At 36.1% G+C, this 24,827-nt stretch carries 17 protein-coding genes; 7 read left to right on the top strand and 10 right to left on the bottom strand.

Annotated features, from left to right (window positions below; translation table 11 throughout):
- Positions 1-99: 99 nt before the first annotated feature.
- Positions 100-1,872: an SLC13 family permease gene (locus ACFINK_RS00255; RefSeq protein ID WP_375613534.1), complete on the bottom strand. Its 1,773-nt coding sequence runs from the start codon at positions 1,870-1,872 to the stop codon at positions 100-102.
- 354 nt (positions 1,873-2,226) lie between these two features.
- Between ACFINK_RS00255 and ACFINK_RS00250 the strand changes: the two genes are divergently transcribed.
- Both ACFINK_RS00250 and nhaA read left to right on the top strand, forming a co-directional pair.
- The gene (locus ACFINK_RS00250) at positions 2,227-3,933 is read left to right on the top strand and encodes an aq_1923 C-terminal domain (RefSeq protein WP_375638035.1); all 1,707 of its coding nucleotides are present in this window, start codon (positions 2,227-2,229) and stop codon (positions 3,931-3,933) included.
- A gap of 146 nt (positions 3,934-4,079) precedes the next feature.
- Entirely contained in the window at positions 4,080-5,438 is a 1,359-nt protein-coding gene (nhaA, locus tag ACFINK_RS00245; protein ID WP_375638033.1) for a Na+/H+ antiporter NhaA, read from the top strand.
- Positions 5,439-8,041: 2,603 nt separating this feature from the next.
- Here the strand turns inward: nhaA and ACFINK_RS00240 are convergent.
- Entirely contained in the window at positions 8,042-9,298 is a 1,257-nt protein-coding gene (locus ACFINK_RS00240) for an aspartate kinase (protein ID WP_375638031.1), read from the bottom strand.
- A gap of 188 nt (positions 9,299-9,486) precedes the next feature.
- Between ACFINK_RS00240 and ubiG the strand changes: the two genes are divergently transcribed.
- A complete protein-coding gene (gene ubiG, locus ACFINK_RS00235; RefSeq protein ID WP_375638029.1) occupies positions 9,487-10,230 on the top strand; it encodes a bifunctional 2-polyprenyl-6-hydroxyphenol methylase/3-demethylubiquinol 3-O-methyltransferase UbiG in 744 nt (247 codons plus the stop codon).
- Positions 10,231-10,250: 20 nt separating this feature from the next.
- Here the strand turns inward: ubiG and grxC are convergent, their stop codons facing one another.
- Positions 10,251-10,505: a glutaredoxin 3 gene (gene grxC, locus ACFINK_RS00230; RefSeq protein WP_375612081.1), complete on the bottom strand. Its 255-nt coding sequence runs from the start codon at positions 10,503-10,505 to the stop codon at positions 10,251-10,253.
- 47 nt (positions 10,506-10,552) lie between these two features.
- Complete coding sequence (locus ACFINK_RS00225; RefSeq protein ID WP_375621100.1) at positions 10,553-11,338, bottom strand: ComF family protein; 786 nt, start codon at positions 11,336-11,338, stop codon at positions 10,553-10,555.
- Between the two features lie 196 nt (positions 11,339-11,534).
- Here ACFINK_RS00225 and ACFINK_RS00220 point away from each other — a divergent pair, with 196 nt between their 5' ends.
- A complete protein-coding gene (locus ACFINK_RS00220) occupies positions 11,535-12,413 on the top strand; it encodes a class I SAM-dependent methyltransferase (protein ID WP_375638027.1) in 879 nt (292 codons plus the stop codon).
- Between the two features lie 7 nt (positions 12,414-12,420).
- Here the strand turns inward: ACFINK_RS00220 and ACFINK_RS00215 are convergent, their stop codons facing one another.
- The gene (locus ACFINK_RS00215; protein WP_375638025.1) at positions 12,421-13,776 is read right to left on the bottom strand and encodes an L-cystine transporter; all 1,356 of its coding nucleotides are present in this window, start codon (positions 13,774-13,776) and stop codon (positions 12,421-12,423) included.
- An 815-nt stretch (positions 13,777-14,591) separates the two neighbouring features.
- On the opposite strand from ACFINK_RS00215, the gene ACFINK_RS00210 reads away from it, so the two are divergent.
- Positions 14,592-15,029, top strand: a complete 438-nt coding sequence (locus ACFINK_RS00210) for a type ISP restriction/modification enzyme (RefSeq protein WP_375612077.1) — start codon at positions 14,592-14,594, stop codon at positions 15,027-15,029.
- Positions 15,030-16,151: 1,122 nt separating this feature from the next.
- On the opposite strand, the gene ACFINK_RS00205 is transcribed toward ACFINK_RS00210, so the two are convergent.
- Positions 16,152-17,525 carry a glutamate--cysteine ligase gene (locus tag ACFINK_RS00205; protein WP_375612076.1) on the bottom strand — a complete coding sequence of 458 codons (1,374 nt, stop codon included), beginning with the start codon at positions 17,523-17,525 and terminating at the stop codon, positions 16,152-16,154.
- Positions 17,526-17,593: 68 nt separating this feature from the next.
- The gene (locus ACFINK_RS00200) at positions 17,594-18,337 is read right to left on the bottom strand and encodes a 16S rRNA (uracil(1498)-N(3))-methyltransferase (RefSeq protein WP_375612075.1); all 744 of its coding nucleotides are present in this window, start codon (positions 18,335-18,337) and stop codon (positions 17,594-17,596) included.
- Positions 18,338-18,572: 235 nt separating this feature from the next.
- Here ACFINK_RS00200 and ACFINK_RS00195 point away from each other — a divergent pair, with 235 nt between their 5' ends.
- Positions 18,573-18,716, top strand: a complete 144-nt coding sequence (locus tag ACFINK_RS00195; protein WP_273790383.1) for a hypothetical protein — start codon at positions 18,573-18,575, stop codon at positions 18,714-18,716.
- Positions 18,717-19,031: 315 nt separating this feature from the next.
- Here ACFINK_RS00195 and ACFINK_RS00190 read toward each other — a convergent pair whose 3' ends face one another.
- The gene (locus ACFINK_RS00190) at positions 19,032-20,912 is read right to left on the bottom strand and encodes an AsmA family protein (protein WP_375638023.1); all 1,881 of its coding nucleotides are present in this window, start codon (positions 20,910-20,912) and stop codon (positions 19,032-19,034) included.
- 315 nt (positions 20,913-21,227) lie between these two features.
- On the opposite strand from ACFINK_RS00190, the gene folD reads away from it, so the two are divergent.
- Complete coding sequence (gene folD / locus ACFINK_RS00185; RefSeq protein WP_375629801.1) at positions 21,228-22,127, top strand: bifunctional methylenetetrahydrofolate dehydrogenase/methenyltetrahydrofolate cyclohydrolase FolD; 900 nt, start codon at positions 21,228-21,230, stop codon at positions 22,125-22,127.
- A 66-nt stretch (positions 22,128-22,193) separates the two neighbouring features.
- On the opposite strand, the gene edd is transcribed toward folD, so the two are convergent.
- Both edd and pgl read right to left on the bottom strand, forming a co-directional pair.
- Positions 22,194-24,017: a phosphogluconate dehydratase gene (gene edd / locus ACFINK_RS00180; RefSeq protein ID WP_375638021.1), complete on the bottom strand. Its 1,824-nt coding sequence runs from the start codon at positions 24,015-24,017 to the stop codon at positions 22,194-22,196.
- Positions 24,018-24,072: 55 nt separating this feature from the next.
- Positions 24,073-24,825 (bottom strand): 6-phosphogluconolactonase, encoded by a 753-nt coding sequence (gene pgl / locus ACFINK_RS00175; RefSeq protein WP_375638019.1) that lies wholly within the window; start codon positions 24,823-24,825, stop codon positions 24,073-24,075.
- Positions 24,826-24,827: the final 2 nt, after the last annotated feature.

Genomic DNA, 24,827 nt, shown 5'->3' with positions numbered 1-24,827 from the left:
TCTTCAGTTAAAGCTCTTTATATAAAGTATATCCCTTCAACTTATCTTCATACGATTAACAACCTTTTATAATTGATTCTTAAAGTTTCTAAAAATATCCTATTGTAAAGGCCAAACCCACATAAGCATTGGAACAGCAATAATAACGATCAACACCGCCAATGGAGCACCTAAACGTGGATAATCACTAAAACGATATCCTCCTGGCGCCATCACGAGCATATTACTTTGATGTCCAATAGGTGTAAGAAACTCACAGCCCGCACCAATTGCAACAGCCATCAAAAAAGCTTCAGGCTTATAATGAAGGGAATGAGCAAAACTTGACGCAATTGGTGCTACCATCATCACTGTTGCTGCATTATTCAAAAATGGCGTAACCAACATAGCTGTCACCAACATAAGCGCTAAAGCACCGGATGGCGGGAAAAATATTGCCAATTGGCTCAGCCATTGACCAATGAGATCCGTACATCCTGTTTTCTCTAACGCTTCACTCACTGGAATAAGAGCCGCTAATAGCACTAATATTGAGCCATCTAATGCCTGATACAGATCACGCGCGGGCAAAACACGAAAGATCACCATTGCAGCAGCAGCAGAAAAGAAAGAAAAAGCAACTGGAACAATATGAAAAGCTGTAAAAATAATTGCTATAAATAAAACAGCTAAAGAGATGAAACCATGTCGTAAATTTCCAAACACAATATTTCGTTTTGCTAGGGGCAAGCATTTCAATTCTCTTAATAAATTTGGAATAACTGCATCCTGTCCTTGCAAAACAATCACATCTCCAAGATGGAAAATAATATCATCAAGTCTTCCCCGCACCCTTTCATGTTGACGACTTAACGCAAGCAAATTTACATTATAGCGATCAAATAAGGAAAACTCTTTCGCACTAATACCGATAAGAGGTGAATTATGGGTAATGACTGCTTCAATAATATCAATATCACTGTCCTTATCACCTGCAACAATAGTTCGCCCCTTAGAAAACTCTAAACGAGCAGAATTCATCACGCTATCTAACCCTGTATGTGATCCTTCCAGCAAAATAATATCATTTTCAGACAAAACAAAATCTGGTAATGGTGAAATAGATACTTTGTTTCTGATGATTTGAATCACCATAACATCACCACTTGATGGCTTAACCAAATCAACAATATTTTTTCCCACAATCGGTGAATTTATTGGAATATGTACTTCTGCAACATAATTACGAATATCAATGGCATCATCAAATGATACACCTGAACGCACACGCACAGGCAAAAGCCAATAAAAAAGAACCAAATATACAACACCAGCCGTCGCAACAACCGCACCAACTGGTGTAAAATCAAACATAGTAAAAGGTGTTCCTGCTAAACGTTCTTGCATCGCTGAAATAACAACATTGGGAGATGTTCCTATCTGTGTCATAAGCCCCCCCAACAAAGAACCAAAGGCCATGGGCATCAAAAAGACAGAAGGAGAAACCTGAGAACGACGTGCAAACTGAAAAGCTATCGGAAGCATAATCGCCAAAGCACCAATGTTTTTAACAAACATTGATAATACGACAACAGAAAGAACCAAAAACGCTAATTGAAGACGCACCGATTTCACGTCTGGCCATATCCGTTGAATAATAAATTCCATTATACCAGAGCGAGATACAGCCGTACTGACAACAAACACACTCCCCACGATAATAACGATATCATTACTAAAACCGCTAAAAGCTTCCTTCGGACTGACAAGACCAAGGGCACAAGCTATTAATAAAGTACAAATAGCAACAAGATCATAACGAAATCGATCCCAAATAAAAACAACCATCATGAGACCAATGATCGAAAAAGCCATTATTTGATTTTCTGTCATAACACTTACCTCTCCCCATTAAATTATAATGAACAAGAACATATTTTTTATGTTTTAAATATTCCTATAAACAGCAGCAAGATAAAAGCAGACATCGAAATATTTTAGGATAATTTTAAAGTGATAAAAAATTATGATGCGCATAAACTTGCCTCTCCTTATTATGCGTGCTTTTCTATAAAGTGCTGAACCCAAAGAAAATTGATAAAAGTTGATAAAGCTATATTGCAAAAAAGATGAGAATAACTCTAATATAGAGAGTAGATAATTGTTGAAACTGGTACACGCTATATTTAAACCTTTGTCGTTGCTTAAAAGAATTTATCTTCACTCTCAATTCAAAGAGTGATAAAAATGAAAGAAGAAAGAATGGTCAATCTTAATAGTGGGTATCAAAGTAACCTCAGATATTGGCTCACTTGCATTATTGGATTTGTTGCTATCTTGGCAATTATAATTGTTGGTGGATTTTATATTGCAAAACCCTATCTTGACGGTTTTGTAAGAAAAGAAATAGCCCGTCATTCCATAAAAGCCGAAACATCTGAAGTAAGCATTCTAGGTAAAATCAATTTGAAGAATGTGACAATACCTGTTCCAGCTGGTACATCACTTAAAATTGGCGCCATTTCTGCCCGTCCTCCTCTTTCCTTTATTCCCGGAACTTTTACATTTTATAATGTTGATTTAAAGTATAATAATATTCATGTGCAAATTCCCCAAATTTCTCTTCGGAATGTATCCTTAAAAGAAAAAGATAGAACGATAACATCACGTCTTTTACAATCAATGATGCGTATTGAGCTTTCCTCAATTATTGCTCCCAATATACAACTTTCTATAGAAAATAAAAATAACCGAACAGAAACGGTTGAAATCAAGAATTTCCAGCTTTCTGATTTTAGAAATAACCATATCCATTCAGTTAGTATCAAAAATATGGATCTTAAAACGATCGTAGCAAATGGTGCCAAACAGATGCAACTTATGGCTAAAAGTAATACAATAAAAGCCCATGATATCGACATCAACTATGCCTACTCTATCATTTTTGGAAAAAACAATGCTCTCAATCAAGGTAAAACCGTTACTGGCCCCATTTCTTTGAATAATATAAGTGTCGATATTTTTGAAGAAGCAGAAAAAAACAGCTCTTTCTTCCTTGGGCAGTTTAAAACATCTGGTTTAAAGATGAAACCGCTTGAGCAAACTCCTGAAAAATTAATCAAAGCTTATCTTAATGCAAGAAAAGAGAATAATAAAATCGCTGAAAAAGTAGCACAAAATGGTCTTCTTCTAAACATACTGCTCGCCATTACCTCAGCGGATGCCAAAGTTGATAATATCACCGTTGATATACCGCAGTTGAAAGCAACGCTCGAATCATTCCAATTCAAACCAAGTTTGTGGAAACAACCTATCCCTAAAAAGCTTTTTCTTTCTCTCAATAACCTTTCCGTTTTACCTAAAAAAATGAATGAAAAAGACTTAGAGTTCTTCAAAAATCTGAACTTTGAGCGCTTTAATGTTTCAGGAAAAATTGATATTTCTTACGATGAAAAAAAACGTATGCTCTTTCTTGATACAATGTCTTTCAATATGAAAAACGTTGGATCTGGGAACATCTCGGCTAAGGTTATTGATGTTGATGAAAAGCTTTTTTCTGGTCAGAAAAATATAATGATTGCTGCGTCTCAAGACCTTGGCATCAATGAAATTGATATACAATATACGGATGCAGGTTTCATTGATAAGCTTTTTTCTTATCTTGCGCAAAATCTTAATGACAGCCAACATGATCTAAAAAAGGAACTTTATGACGATTTCTATCTAATGATGACGCAGACCCCAAAAATTCTGCTAAAAAATCATGACGAAGCAGAAAAAATTTCAAAATCCTTAGGAGAATTTGCTAAAAATCCACAAACATTGATCGTTAAAATTAAAGCAAAAGATAATAAAGGTCTCGCAATAGTTGATCTCGAATCTGCTCTACAAAATGATCTATCTAAGGCTTTAAGCAAAGTACATCTCACTATTAAAAATGAAGCGTCGCGTTAAACATTTTGTGCTTTAAACATGATGATCTTGTCTATAAATTAAGAACTTTATTCCTCTTTTTTCTTTTGTATGATACAGAAGGTATCATACAAAGTCATTTATACAGAGAGTATAGAATCTAAAATTGACGATGCTTGGAGTTGTTCATGTCTGATTTATCTTCAAATCGCCTGCCTAATCGCGCTTCTCGTGTCACTAATCAAGCGCTTTCTGCTATCGAGCGTTTTCTCCATATTGAAGCTCTTAGTGGTGTTGTTCTTTTATTAGCTGCTGCTTCTGCACTTATTTTTGCCAATTCTAAATATGCTGCTTTCTATGAATCTTTTTGGCATACACCTCTTGGCTTTAATTTGGGTCATTTCACTCTTTCATGGGATTTACATTTCTGGGTTAATGATGCCCTTATGACTATTTTCTTTCTCGTCGCAGGAATGGAAATTCGACGCGAAATTCATGAAGGGGCTCTTGCCGATTTTAAACAAGCAATCTTACCAATTGTTGCTGCAATAGGGGGCGTTTGTGTTCCTGCAATTATTTACTTTATCTTCAATTTTAACGAGGGACATATCCGCGGTTGGGCTGTGCCAACAGCAACAGATATTGCCTTTGCTCTAGGTATTCTTGCTCTTCTAGGGAAAAAAATTCCCTCTAATCTTCATATTATTCTTCTATCATTAGCAATTATTGACGATATTATCGCTGTTCTTATTATTGCTTTTTTCTACTCAACAAACATTGATCCTAGCGGTTTAATGATTGCAGGAGCGGGTATTGCTTTGGTACTATTTTTTCAGTGGATCGGGCTTGCATCAGCATGGCTTTACATTTTACCTGGTGCAATCATTTGGTGGGGTTTAATGGTAACAGGCGTTCACCCATCGCTTTCTGGCGTAATCTTAGGGATGATGACTCCCGTTCTTCCTACCCGTACTCTTGTAGCGCCACTCACCATGCTCAGTAACGCTATGCAAATTCTTCAAGAAAAAAATACAAAAACAGATCTGCATCATATTTCAACAGCATTGAAAAAGATGCGCAAAGGACAACGGGCCATGATTGCCCCAGTAACACGTGTTCAAAAAGCATTGCATCCATGGGTTGCATACGGTATCATGCCAGTTTTTGCCTTCGCAAATGCAGGAGTAAGTTTTGCAAACTTTGATCTTTCTTCTGACAAATCATTCTTGATTGTTCTGGGTGTTGTCATTGGTCTTTTCATCGGTAAGCCTCTTGGTATTATCACTGCCAGTTATATAGCTGTAAAATCAGGACTATGCCGCCTACCCCCTCATATGACTTGGACAGGTGTTTTACTCATTGGTTTTTTAGCAGGAATTGGCTTTACAATGTCTATTTTTGTTTCAATGCTCGCTTTTAAAGATATTATTCTGCTTGATGCGGCAAAAATTGGGGTCCTTTGTGGCTCAGGTTTATCTGCCCTTATCGGTCTGGGATATGGATTTATTTATATTAAGCGCAATAAAGGAATTTCTCATAGTTCCTAACAAACTAACTGAAAATACATTTTTATGCAGAACTTTTAAAAAGCGATTTCGCTCATTTGTTGGGTTCGGACGATATTTAATGTAAAAGCTGTTGTCTCGCCTCATCTTTACACTTATGAAGGAGAAAACTAACATCATCATACTATTTACGAGCCTCTAATGTTACAACACCTTTGACTCTTAAAAAGACTTATAAGAGATATTTTTATTCCTTTCTTCAATATTCTTTTACTCATGCACCAGCTCCACTCATGATATGCACAGAAATGATTTTAATTGTTTCAATATAAAAGGCTTCGTGGTTTCAGAAAAGCTGCCTTTCGTCAGGACTATTATTCACTATAAAAAAATTAATTATTATGAATCAATATCTTATGTTTAATCATACGAAACAGATAAGAATAAGCAAAATTCAATAATCAGTTAAGTAATTCCATGGTTTATTTTTTTCCAATAAACTACCCTCCTCGTTACTGATTTTATTGCGGTATTCTAAATAACTTTAATTTTTATCTTCTTAAAAGCACATTATTTTTGGATAAAAAATATTTGATTTATCATTATAAATCTTGAATGGAGTCTAGATATCGTATGATTTCCTCATTTCAAATCTGTACATGATGAATCAATCAAGACTATTCTCTTACACGTCACAAGCCGAGGAGAAGTATGGATTATTTGAAGAAAGAAATAAGAATGCTTCATCATATCCATATAAGCGCTGTTCAACAGGAAAACTAAAAATTAAATGATGACGACCAGCTGACACCTTTGATCTAAGTAAAGGAGATGGTGGTCCCCAATAAACTTTACGTTAGCCATCCACAGGCGCCATAATGTGGGGGGGGGGCGCCTTGGGGAGAGAGATATTTCTTCAAAACAAGCGCGTAAATTGGCACTATAATAGCGTTTTGTTTTACGTGAAAGGCATATAGATTTAAATAACGCAAATAAACAAAAACGTGAACCAATGTGTAATATCCATTATTTAAAAGATATTGCTGTCAATACCTTTGAAAATTGTAAAGCAGAATTAAAAGGAAGTTGTAAAATGGAAGTTGGTTTTCACTTTTATGGCTTCATCTCACCCAATTAGGTTTTATCTCCATTTCAGAAATTACCCCACCAGGTATACGCAACATCCTTATTCCTATCTGGCATACAAAAACAGGAGTTGCTCGTAGGCCCCTTATCCGTCTCAATATACCATCAAATATGCATCTGCACTGACATTAGAGATTGATACAGGTAACAAAAAACAAAAGATTTATTTGGAATAACAACGTCATAACATCACTACTAGATTGACAATGGAGTGGAAAAATATTCCCGTTTTTTATCATCGACACATCGCTTGTCTCACTCCATGAAAGAATTAAACTTGAAGCATGCTTCCACAGGGAGCACTCTAGTTTACGTAATTAACTCGCGGGAAAAAAGAAAATCCTAGTCATTTAGACTATTCTAAAACATATGATTGGTGGAAAAATAGAGCATATATATCGTTGTTCTCCCCTTTTTCCGCTCTTATTTGATATTTATTTTCTTTTTGTTTAAAGAGCACGCTCTATATTTCTTGATATCATAAAATACTCTTCATAGATAATTTAAAAAGCAATATTTCCGAGACTTTCAAATTGTACAACGCCACATAAAATACAAGAAGGGTAAAATAATATGGCTATATTTCTCACAAGAAGAGTTTTGCTTACAAAGACCACCATTTGCAAAATATGTAAACATGATAAGAAACTAGCACAATATACTGCAAAAACGAAAGAATGTATTTCATGTGTGATTGGCAGTATGACACAGAAAATACTTATAATAGAGTAGTTAAGGGAAGAAAGTTAACCTAAAGAACATATGGAGGTATCAAAAACTTTGAAAATCTTAATCATAATTCAAAAAAGAGAAATAGACATGAAAAAAATTTAAGTAATAAAATCATAAAAGAAACACACTGTAACATTATCATTATTTTATGAAAAGTACTTCTGAAGAAGCTATAAACGCATAAGACATGGTAATTTTATAACTTATAGTGCAACATAAATATTATCTATAGAGATATATTTTTTATTGCCTCGTAATACGGAAAAAATTAAATTTTCAAGATATACATAAAGTCATAAACAATCATTTGATGACAAACTAAACATCTCTAGAAAATACATCATCAATTCTATTTTGGTAATTCCGTCACTAATCCAATGAGCTCCCATTTCTCTAAGATTTATAATATTAAATCTGTATTCACGAGGCTGTCCCTCATGTAACATGCATTCTTTGAATAAACGCAGTGCATTGTTCCTTAGTTCTATTAAGGCTTATCGTAAAGTCTTCTCCATCTCACTCTATAGGCTCTAAAACGTTTATAGACGGCATATTTTATATCCCTTCTTAAACAGTTTTTTACCCAAACATCTTTCTCTTGTAATGTATAAGTGACCATTTTAAATTCATCATGAACAAGTTTAAAATGAGAGAGTCCTGCTGTATTAAATATTCCATTTAAGTTAAAATATAAATATCCTTAACAAAAATTATTAATATATATTAAAGCTTTACGTTATTGAAACTCTGTTGAAACTAAAAAATACTTATCCCTTATCAAGTGCATAAACAGCATGTAATGTTCTAACCGCAAGTTCAGTGTAAGCACTATCAATCAAAATAGAAATTTTAATTTCTGAGGTCGTAATTGCTTGAATGTTAATACCCTTTTCAGCCAAAGCCTTAAATGCTGTAGCGGCAACACCTGCATGGCTACGCATTCCAATACCAATCACAGATACCTTGGCGAGATCGCTTTCAAACTGGAGAACATCAAATCCAATTTCTTTGCGATTCTTTTCAAGAAGTGTAACGGCTTTTTCTACATCTGATGATGGTACAGTAAAAGTCATATCAGTTTTTGAGCCATCTTCAGAAATATTTTGCACAATCATATCAACATTAATGCTTTCTTCAGCCAAGGGACCAAAAATTGCTGCCGAAATCCCTGGACGATCGGCAAGCCGACGAAGGGAAATTTGTGCTTCATCCTTAGCAAAAGCAATACCAGTAACATTTTGTTGTTCCACAATTTCATCCTCATCGCAAATAAGTGTTCCAGAAGAACTCATTGGATCCTCCATGCCTAACGCATCAGGATCCTCAAAACTTGAACGCACAAAGGTACGAACCTTATGAACCATTGCCAATTCAACAGAACGAACCTGTAAAACCTTTGCACCAAGAGAAGCCATTTCTAGCATTTCTTCAAAAGCTACTTTTGGTAAACGACGCGCTTTCGGCTCTATACGTGGATCCGTTGTATAAACACCATCCACATCCGTATAAATATCACAGCGATCAGCTTGTACAGCAGCGGCTATAGCAACAGCACTTGTATCTGATCCCCCACGCCCTAAGGTAGAAATCCGGTTATCCGGAGATAACCCCTGAAAACCAGCAATAACGGCAACCTGACCTTCCTGAAAACACTCGATTAAAAAAGATCCATCAATATTAGTAATACGTGCACGGCCATGCGCATTGTCTGTATGAATAGGAATTTGCCAACCAAGCCATGAACGTGCATTCACCCCCATTTCTTGAAGTGTCAAAGCCAACAAACCTGACGTAACCTGTTCACCAGAAGCAACCACAACATCATATTCACGAGCATCTCTATGCATAGAGGAAGCACCACTTGTCCACTGAACAAGTTCATTCGTTTTACCAGCCATCGCAGATACGACAACGGCAACCTCATTGCCTGCATCAACCTCTCTTTTGACATGCCTTGCAACATTATGAATACATTCAATGTTTGCTACAGACGTTCCACCAAATTTCATGACAATGCGCGCCATTAATAACACTCTTACCTTTACATCTCTTATCTCAAACAGTAATGAGAATTAGATGCTGTATCAACTAACCATTTTCTCGACATAGCGAATATCTATCATTTGTGCAAGTTTCATTATGATTATATTAATTTCTCTTGACTTTGTATAAAATCTACTTGACCTGATCATTAAAAATAAAGGAAGGCAACATGATCGATGAAACACAAACAACTATTGATCAAAGTGAAATTGATCATTTTTCACGTATTGCTACAGAATGGTGGAATCCACAAGGAAAATTTCGACCTCTTCACCAATTTAACCCAACACGCCTTGCTTACATCAGAGAAAAAATCTGTTTAGAGTTTAATCGTGACCCTTCTTCACTTACGCCCTTTCACAATTTGAAAATTCTTGATATTGGCTGTGGAGGAGGCTTGTTATCTGAACCAATGGCACGTCTTGGTGCTATAGTTGTAGGCGTTGATGCTGCACAAACAAATATTGAAGTCGCAAAAACCCATGCAGCTCAAAATGATCTTTCCATTGATTACCGCACGACGACAGCAGAAGTACTTGCCAATGAAGGAGAAAAATTTGATATCATCCTTAATATGGAAGTTGTTGAACATGTCGCTGACGTTAATCTCTTCATAGAAGCTACAGCAAAAATGCTGAAACCACAAGGGGTGATGTTTGTCTCAACACTCAACCGCACATGGAAAGCATGGGGGCTTGCTATTGTAGGCGCTGAATATATTCTACGTTGGCTTCCTAAAGGAACCCATGATTATAAAAAATTCCTAAAACCTCTAGAACTTAAAAATTTCTTATCAAAAAACGCTCTGACTGTCATTGATGAGATAGGTATTACTTATAACCCATTAAACGACAGCTGGAATCGCTCAAAAGACATGGGCGTTAACTATCTCCTTCTTGCAAAACGGTCTTAAGAATATGTAATTTACAAATATCATATGCCTTGTAATAAAGAATTGAGCTTTCCCTCAGCCTCTAAAGCATAAAGATCATCACAACCGCCAACGTGATAATCACCTATGAAAATTTGTGGAAATGTATTACGTCCATTTGCACGCTGTACCATTTCTTGGCGAAGGGATGTGGAAGCATCAATATCTGTATACTTTACGCCTTTTTTATTAAGCAAATCACGTGCTTTTGTACAATAAGGACAGTTAGGGCGTGTATAAATTATTACCTCTTTCATAGTATTATCCTCCAATATTTTTTAATAATATTCATTTTAAATTCCTCTTAAGAAGAGGGAAAAATAGAATCTTCTTTGAGAACACGCGAAAATGTTAGCACATCAACCTGTCGTGCACCTGCATCTTTTAATGCAGCAGCTGCTGCTGTAACTGTTGCACCCGTTGTAAATACATCATCAATCAGCAAAACAGAACATCCTTTGAGATATTTTTTAACTTTATGCGAAACCTTAAAAGCATTTTTTACGTTAAGTTTTCTCTCTCTCGAAGAAAGACTAACCTGCGGACGGGTATGCCGACAACGAACAAGCCAACTCGGTTTTAAAAGCTTTTTTTGTGATGCTGCAATGTAACGTGCAAGCTCAGCAGATTGATTATAACGCCTCTCCCAAAAACGACGAAAATGCAATGGAATGGGAATAATAACATCACAATCATCAATAACCTCGCGTCCAGCAAACATCATCCAATTGGCCATAAATGATGCCAATTCTATATGATCACCATATTTTAAGCGCGTTACTAAAGTTCGTGCAAGCCCTTTATGAACAATGACTGAGCGAACACGTGAAAAAGGATGGGAATTACGGAGTGCTTCACCACTAAGAAAACCATCCCCCATATCACAAACAAAAGGAGTCCCCATAACAGGACAATAAGGTTTTGTGATAAATTGAAGATCTTTCCAACATTCGGAGCAAATCGTACCATAAGTAAAAACATTTTGCTTACATCCAGGACAAATTGGTGGATAAAGCATCGTTTTCAAGCGTTCAACGAACTTACTTAGTATATCTCCGCTATTTAACGCCGCTTCTCGAAAATACAACATTATAAATTTAGGCTTTTACAAGTTTCCCTCAGAACAAAAGTTCCTTTGTATTTCCTCAATTTATAATTTTAATTCCTTTAAAAACTCTTACCTTCTATAAATTTATTTTCTTTCATATTATAAACTTGACAGAGCTTGCACAAATAATGAACCTTTTTAAAATATATTCTTTCATAGATCGAAAGTGTTCTACAATATGTCGCATCCTTTAATTTTTGATCATAACCGCATTGAACAATTCCGAAAACGTGCCTTTCAAAAAGCAAAAAAAGGATGTGACTTTTTACTCTCTCACATGGCAGAAGATCTCTATAAACGCCTTAGCACTGTTGATCGCCTCTTTACATTAGCTCTCGATTTACACAGCCATACAGACCTTGCTGCGCAAGCTTTAATGAAATCTGGAAAAGTTTGTTCCATAGAACGCATTGAGACCGATACGCTTTATCAAAGCCATGATAAAAAATTTCATTTACGTCATCGAGAATTTCTTGATTTACCTCAAAGTTACTGTGACCTTATTGTTTCACTTCTTTCATTACAATTGACCAATGATACCCCTGGTGTTCTAAGCCAGATAAAAAATACTCTTAAACCAGATGGCTTATTTCTTGCTGTTATGGCAGGAGCTGGTACATTAAGAGAATTGCGCGAAAGCCTGCTGCAAGCTGAAAGTGAAATTTATGATGGAGCAAGCCCTAGAATCTACCCTTTTGCCGACATTCGTGATGCAGGCGCTCTTTTACAGCGTATTGGCTTTGCCCTGCCTGTAGCAGACGTTGAAGATATCACAATACGTTATAATACAATGTTTGACCTTATGCACGATCTTAAAGCTATGGGAATGCAAAATGCACTCATCAATCGTTCACGACGCCCTGTATCCAAACGTTTTTTTCTCCGCGCAGCTGAAATCTATGCACAACGATTTAGTGATCCTGATGGACGTATTCGTGCACATTTTTCTTTCATCTGGCTCTCTGGTTGGGCTCCTCATCCCAATCAACAAAAACCGCTACAACCTGGTTCAGCGCAAATATCTCTTACAGATGTTTTACAGCCCCAAAAAATATAATCTAAAATTATTTTTTAAAAATACTTTTATCTGTTGTCCGTAATATTTGACTGGTGACCGTTCCAGCTATCATTGAATCGCTCACGTTTAGAGCAGTCCGTCCCATATCAATTAGCGGTTCAATAGAGATAAGTACAGCAACCAAAGTAACAGGAAGCCCCATAATTGGTAACACAATCAATGCAGCGAAAATAGCACCTCCCCCCACACCAGCAACACCAATAGAACTCAACGTTACAACACCAATAAGCGTAGCAATCCAAGTAGGATCAAGAGGATTAATACCCATAGAGGGTGCAATCATGGTCGCAAGCATCGCTGGATAAAGACCAGCACAACCATTTTGTCCAATTGTTGCCCCAAAAGAAGCTGCAAAACTCGCAATGGATTGTGGTACACCTATCCACTGTGTTTGCGCTTCAATATTCAAAGGAATACTTGCAGCACTTGAACGACTGCTAAAAGCAAATGTTAAAACTGGTAAAACCTTTTTGAAAAAACGAAAGGGATTAATCCCAGAAATACCAAGCAATACACCATGAATTCCAAAAATTAAAATAATACCGACATAAGAGGCAATGATAAAAACCAGTAAATTTAAAATATCTGTAATACGCGATATTGCTCCTACTTTCGTCATAAGTGCAAAAATACCATAAGGCGTCAAAGCAATCACAATACGGACTAACCGCATAATCCAAGCTTGTGCCACTTGAATAAATAAAAGCGCTTTTTCTCCTTTTTCTGGCTCATCTTTCTTTAAAAGAAGAACCGATGCACCTAAAAATGACGCAAAAATCACAACACTAATAATTGACGTACGTTTAGCTCCACTCAACTCAGCAAATGGATTTTTAGGAATCATAGACAAAATCATCTTTGGTATATTCATATCTCCAAGTTTAGAAATATGACCTTCAAGAAGAGCAGAAACATTTTGCCCTTCATGCACCAAACCATCGGTTGTTAATCCAAAAAAATTAACCACAAGCACACCAACCAATGCTGAAAGAGCCGTTGTAAAAAGCAATATTGAAATTGTTATTATACTCATCTTTCCAACAGCATAAACAGAATGTAAATGAGCAACTGCTGAAACGATAGAGATAAAAACCAATGGCATAACAATCATTTGCAACAATAAAATATAGCCCTCACCGACAATGTTAAACCATTCAACGGATTTCAATAAAGTGCTTTCACCCTCTCCATAAATAAACTGCAAAACACTTCCAAAAATCAAGCCAAGGATAAGCCATAGCATAACACGTAGTGAAAGACTCCATTGCATTTTCTTACTTTGAAAAACCAACAATAAAAAAATAACAAATAGAAATAAATTGACGAAAAAATTAAGTGTCATTGTCTATGCTCACTATTATTATGGTTGACATAAATAATCTGCATAATTCAAAATCAATGCATGATATTTAAAATTAACCTATAAAGCTTACAAGGCTTTTACAAAATCATTATTTTTTTAATTTATAGATTAAAAGAGAATTTTTTATCTACTAATAACTGTTTAAAGAAAATAAATAAAATTATTTTCTTATTCTTTAAATTTATGCTCTTATAAAATAGTTAAATAAGAAAAATATAAACAACATTCATTGCATCTTAATATTGAATAATTCCAGCATATCTTATCCTATAAATCTCCTTACCTCTCTCTTTTTCTATTTGAACTGAAGCGAGCTTTCCAAGCAAGGATGAATTAACAATCGAACATTCATGATTTTTCTAGAAAATACACCAACAAGCTACTTCTGCTCATTTTATGGACTGCACTCTCAATAGCTTTGATCAGCACTTCAAATATAATTATTTTATTGAAAATACTTTTTATACATTCTTTCTTTGCTCTCAATGAAAGCTTTTTTATTTTTCAAAACTCTTTTTATAGTCATAAAAAGGCTTTGAAATACAACATGTTGATTTATAATCATAATTTACTGTTTTGCATATTAAATGAGAGTCCCGAATAACGTAAGATTCTCTCATTTCAAACCTGTTTATCTTGAATCAATCAAAATCATTTGCTTGCACGTCACAAGCAGGGCTGGCGTATGAGTAAAAATGTATAAGAAAGGAGTAGAAAGACCTCTTATGAAACATCTTAATGCAAGAGTTGCCGTAACATTGGAGGGCGGAGCTTGAGCAGAAAATATAAATAATATGATTGCTTTTTATAATAGCGCAGTAAAACGTTTTAACGATACCTATTCATATGCTGATCGAACAACACGTGCATGTGCTATAGATAATTTTGTCACTTTAGATATAAAAAAGATAAGTTGGAGTTATAATGTTACGCAAGAACTAATAAGAGGAAAGGTTTTTGAATTTGAAGAGGCATGCCTCACTCAGAGTTCATATCATCCTTTTACGCAACAGTGGTTTTATTATAATCGGAATCTCAACGATGGAATTTACCAAATGCCTCGTATAGTCCTGATAGGACAAAAAGTTGAAAATAGGATGATACAAATTACAGGCATAGGAGCACGAAGCGTTTTTTCTGTATTGATAGCTAAGAATTTGCCTAATCTAGATGCAATAGATACAGGTCAATGCTTTCCACGGTATCTTTATAAAAACGTTGAATCTCTGTAACTGTTCATGATGAAAAACAATCCCATTTGTTTGCAAATTCAATAAAGGAAAGAAAAACATCTGGTTTACAGAGGCGTGATGCCATTACGGATGAAGGACGAGCACATTTTAAAGCTGCTTATCCTAGTGGAGCATAACAAAGACGATTACAAATTTCTAGATAATGAAAACAATGGAAAAGACTGAGGATATATGATTACAATGAGAGGCTTTAAGCCTACAAATATTATAAATTTTATGAATAGTACAGTTTAAAGCATTAAAAGCAGTCTTACAGTAGATTTACAATGTATGGGGATAATTAATTGCCTATAATAAGTTGCGCTCATACTGATAAAGATTATTCTGCTATAGAAATGTTGTGCTTTTTTGAATTTTTGTGTGTATTCAAACACTCATTCGTTACAAGCTCAATCTCTTTATCTCGTGCCTCTTTATCAAGAATAATAGTATTTTAATATAATACCCCTTTGCATACAAATAGTTATTTCTTATCTATGAATAGCTTATAATTTCATATAACTCTATGAAGATAATATTTTTTATTTATCAATATTTAATGATGTAATTAACACATTCATTATATATAATAATCTTTATTTCTATCTATTTACATAATATATTTCTTTTTTTTATAAAAATAAAATTGAGTTATACATACATAGATCTATCGGTATTTTTTCTACTGTCTTTTTAGCGCACTGAAAGATTGATATCATAATTTTTGTATAATAAAATGCTCTTTCATATAAGCATCGTATATTGAATTATAATAATTGACTATTAACCGCAAATTATATTTTTTATCCCTTTTAAAAGTAAAAAATATAATTTTCAGACCTATTCATAAGTAGGCTTAGCCAAGTGAATAAAAAATGTTTGATAATAAGCTTTATCTCTTATGAACTATCTTTTGTACAAAGGGACAACATTATGATTACAGAAATATCGTGATATTATTGGGTATAAAAATCACACTGCCCAAGAGATTTTTGTATTGTATCCTTTCCGTTATGAGAAATGTTAAAAGCAAGGTAGGATATGCTCTCTAGAGAAATGAGTGAATGAACCACCACGGTGATATGCATTTTTAAAAAAGTAGGAAGTATCTTTGCTTCAAATTTAATAGGCACATTCTAAAAATAAAGGTTCTACCGACTCATTCCAAATAGAATAGTAATGGGACAAAAATTTTTCAGCATCTGTTTGTCCCATTGCAACAACCTCTTCTAGAGGATTAAGAAAATTTGTTTCATCAAAACCATTCGTATCATACTGTTTGCGATTTTTTAAGCCTTTGCGAGCAATAGCGAGAGCTTGACGTGCTAACTCTAAAAGAATAGTTTGACGAAAAGGAGTTCTTAACCCTTCTTTAGGAACGCGTTGGCGCAACTCTAAAACTTCTTCAAAACACCAATCTTTTGTCAAAGCCTCTGCCTCATTAAGTGCTTCCCTATCATAAAGAAGCCCAACCCAAAAAGCCGACAACGCACAAATGCGCTTCCAAGAACCACAATCAGCTCCCCTCATTTCTAAAAATCTTTTTAAGCGGACTTCAGGAAATAACGTTGATAAGTGATTAATCCAATCTCCCATGTTTGGAATTGAATTTGCAACTTGTCCTTTTAATGCTCCATTCATAAACTGACGAAACGTTATGTGTGTACAATCATAATAACGACCATCCCGCACAACAAAATACATTGGAACATCAAGGGCCCATTCAACATAATCAGCAAAACCAAAACGCTCAGAAAATACAAAGGGCAGAACGCCTGTCCTCTGATTATCCGTATTACGCCAAATTTCAGAACGCCACGATAAAAAGCCATTTGGGCGCCCTTCTGTAAAGGGCGAACTTGCAAATAATGCCGTTGCAATGGACTGTAACTTCATGGATACTTGCATTTTTCGCCGCATATCACTTTCAGATGAAAAATCAAGATTAACCTGAACTGTTGATGTGCGATACATCATATTAAGACCATTATACCCCACTTTAGGCATATAATCAGTCATAATCTGATAACGTGATTTAGGCATTCGCGGCGTTTCAGCTAAAGTCCACTTTGGACTAGCTCCAAGACCTAAAAAACCTATACCTAATGGTTCTGCAATTTTTTTGAGAAGAGTTAAATGCTCCATCAACTCGTAATATGTATGGCTTACTGATTTTAATGGTGCACCAGATAATTCAAATTGTCCCCCAGGTTCCAAAGAAATGGCTCCCTGATCAACTGATCCTACGAGCCCAATAATATTCTCTTCATCTAAAATAGGTTTCCATCCTAAGGCGCTTTGCATCCTCTCTAAAAGCGCTCGGATTCCCCTCTCTCCTTCATAAGGAACAGGGTGAAAACCATCTCTATAAAACGGAAATTTTTCATGTTCTGTACCAATGCGCCAATCATCTTCTGCTTTATACCCCCCTTGGAAATAGCTAACCAAAGAATCTAAGTTATAAATTTCACTTTCATCAGTTATATCAAGCGCCATAACTTACCGTATCCTATAATTGGTATCATCATCTTAAATAAATTGTTTAGAATGATTTTACAGATTTCTCAATCCATTGCCCAATCCCCCACGGTAGCATTAAGAAGAGCCAAAGCAGCAACAGCGGCAGTATCAGCGCGTAAAATACGCGGACCTAGTGATATTGGAAACACAAAAGGATGTTTTTTTAAAAAGCTCCGCTCTTCTTCACTAAAGCCACCTTCCGGTCCAATAAGAATACCAGGTGTTGTAACGTCACGCTTTTTAAAAGAAGGTAATGGATTATGCAATTTATGCTCTTCATCACAAAAGAATAAAGGCTGTGTCTCATCCCACTGTGCTAAAAGTTCTGCTAATGATAGAGCCGATACGCATTTAGGAAGAGATAAAATTCCACACTGTTCAGAAGCTTCAATAACATTGGCTTCCATACGCGCCATATTGATACGCGTAGCCTGCGTATGATGCGTTATAACAGGCTGCAAAATCGATACCCCCATTTCAACAGCTTTCTGCACCATATAATCCAACCGCGCATTTTTGAGTGGAGCAAAGCAATAAATAAGATTGGAATGCGTCGTTTGTAATCTTTCTTGATGGATAAGCTGAACCACAACAAATTTTTTCTTAACAGTGATGAGTTTAGCAAGCCACTCACCATCCTGTCCATTAAAAAGTAAAATTTCTGCTCCTTCTTTCATACGCAAAACATGCATAAGATAAGAAGCTTGTGCCCCCTCTATCTTTATTTCTTCATTCAAAGCCAATGTCTGTCGGATAAATAATCTTTTAAGTTTATAATTTATGCGCATAAAAATTTTGCCAATGCTCACTATCGTCATCGAGAAAATGAAGAAAAATATATAGCAAAAAGAAAAAATTATATCTATAGAACTATAATATATTAAAGAATTATAGAGTTTTTTTAGCTTTATGAGATAATAATAGGAACTTATAGATCCTTAAGTGATTCTGCTTTCATAAAAGTTTAAATAATGCACCATTCATCTTTGCATTCAGTCATTGATGCATCCGTGGAGGAAAAATATGTCTGCTAAAAAAGCTACAATTATTACGATTACAACCCTCTTAGCCTTTATTTTGATTACAGTGGGAATTGGTTCTGTTGGAGCCGACGGGAAGCATACAATTACCAAAGATGGCTATGGTATTTCTTCTGCGATTCAATAAGCACTGGCCAACATCCTCCTTAAAATTTTAATGTTTTTTAGCAATTTTTATAAGATTAGCACCGATATTATGAATCTCTTGTATTTGAAAGATTCCATAAGAAGGTTTTTTATTCCTCTCTTCAGTCATTTATCTATACCAACCTCACTTATTATGACGGTGAGGATGGTTTTTACTGCTTCACGACGAACGGATTTAAAATGAGAGAATCTTCCGATAATGGGAGCTCTGATTTAAATTTAAAAGACAATTTTAAGTTGCAAAAAGACGAATTACCATTATAGGATAGAATATTATACAGATGAAAAACGATACTCAATCTGCGTTAATATCTTTTGTAACCCAAAAATCGCCATGATTTTGTCCTTTAGAGCTTAGAGAAAATGTAAAAGGCCATGCAAGGCTATTAGCAAGACATTGGACATCTTTACATAAAGTTTCTGATCTATAGTTTTTGCGTAGTTGTGCCTGTAATATCAGTTCATTTTCCTTCCCTTGCGCAATAGCAGTTGCAATGATTCCTTGAATGGATAAGCTCAAGTCTGCTGTACGCATTAATGACTCTGTTACCTTCATCATACCTTCTGAAAAGCTTGTCTGAATATCCCAGTGATCAAATGTTGTTGAAAAAGTATCATTATTCATTAAAAGAAATTGTTGTTTATTTGAAAGTCTTGTTTGTAATTCATTCAGATCATACCCTAATAGCCGACCAGAAGACATCTTCAGTGTTAACTCACCCTGCATTTTCGTAAAAATTTCTGGCCAAGAATCAGCAAGTGTTCGTACCGTTGCAGTAAAATTCGTTTTGCTTTGTATAAATGGAATAAATCCCAAGATTTCTAAAGTCTCCTGCATATCAATAGAAGCACCTGAAATATTTCCTCCAATACGCACTTTCTGTCCAGCTGAAGTAACTTCAATATTACTTTGCACAGATCCACCAAAAATATTCGCATGTCCAAGATCAAAAATACCATGACCATCTCTTATTTGTATTGCAGCAGCTAAATTTGTGAGTGAAATATTTCCTATTTTAGCTTGTGGCGCAGAAAGTCGTATATCCACGCCAATACAATCAAAAGTTCTCATGTCAAAGCAGGCATTTTTCTTTTTACCTGAAAAAAACATTGAACCCAAGAGGCTAAGGTCTAGATTATCAAAGGCTAAAGAGCCCATGACATTTGGTACATAATCTTGAAAATCGAGTTTTAAAGCTCCTCGCGCATTGGCTTTCCCCATCGTAAATGTAACATTGTTCATTTGGATATGCATTGGCTGCGCTAAAAAATGAGATTCCCATACAATGGGTATTTTTAATTTATGTCCCCAAAACTGATTTCCACCAACCCAAGACAATGTCTGATTCCATCCAGGAGAACGCATTGACACTTTTCCGTCAAAAATATAATATTCAGATAATCGAGCCTTTCCTGTAAAAGTTATTCCCCCACGTACAGAATTGAGACTTGCCCTAATATGACTTTTGCCTCCAGCAAGAAGCAGTAATGCTTGAGAAGCATCAAGTGATAATTTTGTAAACTCTCCGCGCCAACGCGCATCTGCACGTAACCGTACTTCCTGAGTTGATTCCGGCCAATCTAAAGTTGCATTTAATCCTGTTATTTTTTCTGCTACTCCTGAAAAACTATCGTGATACACAAGAACACCATTTTTAATGACAATCCGTCCAAAAGGTTGTTTTAAAAGGTGCTCTATCTCTGGATGCTCAGGATTATGTTTTAATATTTCACGCGTATTACGTATTGCCACCCCTAATGCACCTTGTGAGCGAGAAAACCGATCAAAAAAATCTGCTATTGTTTTAACAGGCTTTTCCATAACAAATTGAGGACGCATAATCCGCGTCTCTGAAAAAGAAATATGTCCCCAAAGAAGATCGACGACAGAAAGATCAACTTCTATTGATTCAGCTTCCATTAATGGCGCAACATCATCCATTTTTGATGTTAAAGTAACGCCAGAAAGAAATGCTTTAGGATAAGGAAAAAGATGTAACCGCGGTGGATCACGCAATTGCACATTGTAACCCGTCCACGCACTTAAATCCTGCGCTAAACGAATACGAATCGCATCTGTAGAAATAAGATAAGGTAAAACGAGAATCCCCACTCCAAATAAAAAGATAATTGTAATAAAAACTCCGCTCAAAAATTTTATTATTCTGATGCGCACATTATCCCTCTATACTTATCCCCCTATAACAGATTAAAAACAAACTTAAATGATCATAAAAAGTTTTTATAATCCTATAATTCACTATATCCACTTTGTATCTTCATTATTTTTGTTCTTTATCCAAAATTTATTCAAACAGCAATGTTGCTGCTTCTTTATAAAGCAATTATTTAAAAGTCTTCAAAACTATAAATCCACAACATTATAAAACCATTCTTACTGTTCTCATATGAATATTGCTATAAAACTCTATCGTATTATTAGAAAATGCTTTACAAAAAAAACAAACAGCCTTACCGAAAGGATCTCTGAATGAATAATATTATCGACGGAAAAAAACTTGCTGAAGAGATTATTGTGAAAGTTAAGGCCGAAACAGCAAAGCTCCGCCATCACTATAATATACAACCTAGTATCGCTGTTATTATCGTTGGAGATGATCCTGCAAGTCAAGTATATGTCACCTCAAAAAATAAAAAAGCCGAAGAATGTGGGTTTCTTTCAATCAAACATGTCGTTTCCAAAGAAACGCAAGAAAAAGAACTCCTTCAACTTATTGCAACATTAAATTCTGATCCCAAAATTCATGGTATTTTGGTACAGCTGCCTCTCCCTGCTCATATGAATACAAATCGCATAACACAAGCCGTTGCTTTCCAAAAAGATGTTGATGGTTTTCATTATATTAATGTAGGAAAACTCGCGGCAAATGCACTTGAAGATGCAATTATTCCCTGCACTCCAGCTGGTGCCATGATGATGATTGAACAACACTGTGGACGAGATTTATCTGGACTTGATGCTGTCGTTGTTGGACGCTCTAATATTGTTGGAAAACCTATGGCTGCCCTTTTAACAGCAGCCAATGCCACTGTGACAATTGCCCATAGTCGTACCCGTGACCTTGATGATGTGTGTCGAAGCGCTGATATTCTAGTAGCAGCTGTAGGCCGCCCACAAATGATTAAAAAAGACTGGATAAAAGATGGTGCAATTGTTATTGATGTCGGTATTAACCGCGTTGCTGCACCAGAAAAAGGTATAGGGAAAACACGTCTTGTTGGTGATGTCGATTTTGAAAACGTAAAAGAAAAAGCTGCTGCGATCACCCCTGTTCCAGGAGGCGTTGGACCAATGACAATTGCCATGCTTATGGTTAATACACTCAAAGCCGCCGCGCGATCACACAATCTGCCGATACCAAAATTCTAAAAATTGTAACAATTCCTTGTATATGGTTTCATTGTATATGATTCAGCTTATTTATTTTTGCATTTTTCATGTCATAAAAACAGATGCCCCTTGATCTGCACGATTAACGGATTGACGAAAAACATGAAAAAGTTCGCGTCCAACACCATGTTCGTTTTTTGAAAGATCCGGAGGTATGATTTTTCGCGCGTTAAATTTTGCTAAATCCTCCAAAAGAGTTAATTTACCCTCATGAGCATCAAGAAAAACAATATCACCATCCTGCAAACGTGCAATGGGGCCATTATCCACTGCTTCTGGTGTCACATGGAGAGCAGCAGGAATTTTTCCTGACGCTCCTGACATACGCCCATCGGTTATCAATGCTACCTTTTGACCGCGATCTTGTAAAACGCCTAAAATGGTTGTTAATTTATGAAGCTCTGGCATACCATTGGCTTTTGGTCCTTGATAGCGAATGACAGCGATAAAGTCTTTATTATGCAACACTCCAGATTTAAAAGATTTTTGTAGTTCCTCTTGATCATTAAAAACAAAGACTGGTGCTTTAATCTGCCAATACTCTGGTTTAACAGAGGAAACTTTTATAATAGCTGTTCCCAAATCTCCTGATAAAACACGAAGACCACCATCAAGCTGAAATGGCTTTCTCCACCCCGCTAACACCTTATGATCACCACTTTCCTTAAGAGCCGCTTCACGCACCACATGACCATCAGCAGAAAGCTTTGCTTCAATTGCATAAGCATTGAGATCTTTACCAAAAACCGTAGAAACATCTTCATGTACCAAACCTGCCTCGATAAGCTCGCGAATAATAAATCCCATTCCCCCCGCAGCGTAAAAATGATTAATATCTGCTAAACCGTTAGGATAAATGCGCGCTAAAAGAGGCACAACGGATGAAATTTCTGCAATATCATGCCATGTCAATTTAATACCGCAAACAGCAGCCATAGCAATCAAATGAATCGCATGATTGGTAGAACCTCCTGTTGCATTTAATCCTACAATGGCATTCACAAAAGAACGCTCATCAATGATCATACCAAGTGGACTATAATGATCACCAAGATCTGTCATTTCAAGTACACGTTTCGTAGCTTCTTTTGTTAAAGCATCACGCAACGGTGTATTCGCATTAATAAAAGAAGCTCCAGGCATATGAAGCCCCATCATCTCCAGTATCACCTGATTAGAGTTAGCTGTTCCATAAAATGTACATGTTCCTGGCCCATGATAAGAACGTGCTTCCGATGCTAGAAGTGTTTGGCGATCTATTTTATTTTCCGCGTAAAGTTGACGTATCTTTGCTTTTTCATCATTACCTTGACCACTTGTCATAGGACCAGCAGCTATAAAAATTCCTGGTAAATGACCAAATGTTAGGGCACCAATCAATAAACCTGGCACAATTTTATCACACACCCCAAGATACAATGCTGCATCAAAGACATCGTGTGATAAGCTTATAGCTGTTGCCATTGCAATTACTTCACGTGAAAAAAGGGAAAGCTCCATCCCCGCATTTCCCTGCGTAACACCATCGCACATCGCGGGAACACCACCTGCAACCTGTGCAACACCACCAACCATACGGGCCGACTCTTTAATTAAGTGAGGAAATTTTTCAAAAGGTTGATGTGCTGAAAGTATATCGTTATATGCCGTGATAATGCCAATATTCCCAACGATATTTCCCTTCAAACGCTCTTTATCTATTGCACCACAAGCAGCAAAGCCATGAGCCTGATTGGCACATCCTAAAAAACTCCGTTTGGGGCGATGAACTTGTGCTTTCGCAATACGATCTAAGTAAATTTCTCGTGTTGATCGAGAACGTTCATAAATTCTTCGTGTAACTGTGGCAATTGTCTTGGAAAGTGCCATATTTCTCTCCCCCTTTCATTGTTTCTTCCCCTCATTCATTGAGAGAGATTACGTTTTATTCACTTTGTGTCACATATTTTGATTCACTTATTTCATTTTCTGCAGGCGACCAATAAACCTGAACGAGATGAGGGGAATTACGCAAAATTGCCCGAATAGGCATTTCTATTTCAGACCCGTCTTGACAAGCTTCTTCAAAACAATCGCGTTTCTGAAAACCCTCGAAATGGAGAATAACGCAACGAGATTGCATAATAACTGGCAAAGTTAGTGAGAGTCTTGGCTCAACAGCACTCTTAGCATGAAGGGGTAAAACAAGTGCTTGTGTTCGTAAATCAAGCGCTTGCTTTAAACGATCAGAATCAGGAAAAAAAGAAGCCGTATGTCCATCCTCCCCCATTCCTAAAACAACAACATCAAAGGGTTTAGGCAAAGTATTAACACGACTCGCCGCTGAAAAAGCAGCAAGTTCAGCAGTAATTGCTTTATGATAAAGCCCTACAAAACGTGCTTTTGCGGCAAAATTTTGTAACAAATGACACCGTACCATATGTTCATTTGAACGTTCATCGTGTGCAGGGACAAAACGTTCATCGACCAACGTGATAATAATCTTTTGCCAATCAATATCCGCTTTTGACAAATAATGAAAAAACAATTCTGGTGTTTTACCACCAGACACCGCTAAAACTGCTCTCTTGCGCTCAAGAACAGATACACTAAGCTCTGCGGCTACTCGATCTGCTAATGCCAAGGCTAAAGTCTGAGGGGTTTCAAAGTCTAAACGATCAATATTCATTCTATACATAC

This window comes from Bartonella sp. AA16NXGY (assembly GCF_042197325.1).
Lineage (GTDB): Bacteria > Pseudomonadota > Alphaproteobacteria > Rhizobiales > Rhizobiaceae > Bartonella.
Note: the sequence above shows the minus strand (reverse complement) of the source record. Positions and strands in the feature narration are given on the sequence as shown.

Excerpts from the sequence above, each read along its gene's own strand:
- ACFINK_RS00225 (WP_375621100.1), bottom strand. The coding sequence starts at position 11,338 with ATGTTGTATTTTCGAGAAGCGGCGTTAAATAGCGGAGATATACTAAGT.
- nhaA (WP_375638033.1), top strand. The coding sequence starts at position 4,080 with ATGTCTGATTTATCTTCAAATCGCCTGCCTAATCGCGCTTCTCGTGTC.
- pgl (WP_375638019.1), bottom strand. The coding sequence starts at position 24,825 with ATGTATAGAATGAATATTGATCGTTTAGACTTTGAAACCCCTCAGACT.
- ACFINK_RS00205 (WP_375612076.1), bottom strand. The coding sequence starts at position 17,525 with ATGGCGCTTGATATAACTGATGAAAGTGAAATTTATAACTTAGATTCT.
- grxC (WP_375612081.1), bottom strand. The coding sequence starts at position 10,505 with ATGAAAGAGGTAATAATTTATACACGCCCTAACTGTCCTTATTGTACA.
- ACFINK_RS00255 (WP_375613534.1), bottom strand. The coding sequence starts at position 1,872 with ATGACAGAAAATCAAATAATGGCTTTTTCGATCATTGGTCTCATGATG.
- ACFINK_RS00195 (WP_273790383.1), top strand. The coding sequence starts at position 18,573 with ATGTCTGCTAAAAAAGCTACAATTATTACGATTACAACCCTCTTAGCC.
- ACFINK_RS00215 (WP_375638025.1), bottom strand. The coding sequence starts at position 13,776 with ATGACACTTAATTTTTTCGTCAATTTATTTCTATTTGTTATTTTTTTA.
- ubiG (WP_375638029.1), top strand. The coding sequence starts at position 9,487 with ATGATCGATGAAACACAAACAACTATTGATCAAAGTGAAATTGATCAT.
- edd (WP_375638021.1), bottom strand. The coding sequence starts at position 24,017 with ATGGCACTTTCCAAGACAATTGCCACAGTTACACGAAGAATTTATGAA.
- ACFINK_RS00220 (WP_375638027.1), top strand. The coding sequence starts at position 11,535 with ATGTCGCATCCTTTAATTTTTGATCATAACCGCATTGAACAATTCCGA.
- ACFINK_RS00250 (WP_375638035.1), top strand. The coding sequence starts at position 2,227 with ATGAAAGAAGAAAGAATGGTCAATCTTAATAGTGGGTATCAAAGTAAC.
- ACFINK_RS00210 (WP_375612077.1), top strand. The coding sequence starts at position 14,592 with ATGATTGCTTTTTATAATAGCGCAGTAAAACGTTTTAACGATACCTAT.
- ACFINK_RS00240 (WP_375638031.1), bottom strand. The coding sequence starts at position 9,298 with ATGGCGCGCATTGTCATGAAATTTGGTGGAACGTCTGTAGCAAACATT.
- ACFINK_RS00200 (WP_375612075.1), bottom strand. The coding sequence starts at position 18,337 with ATGCGCATAAATTATAAACTTAAAAGATTATTTATCCGACAGACATTG.
- folD (WP_375629801.1), top strand. The coding sequence starts at position 21,228 with ATGAATAATATTATCGACGGAAAAAAACTTGCTGAAGAGATTATTGTG.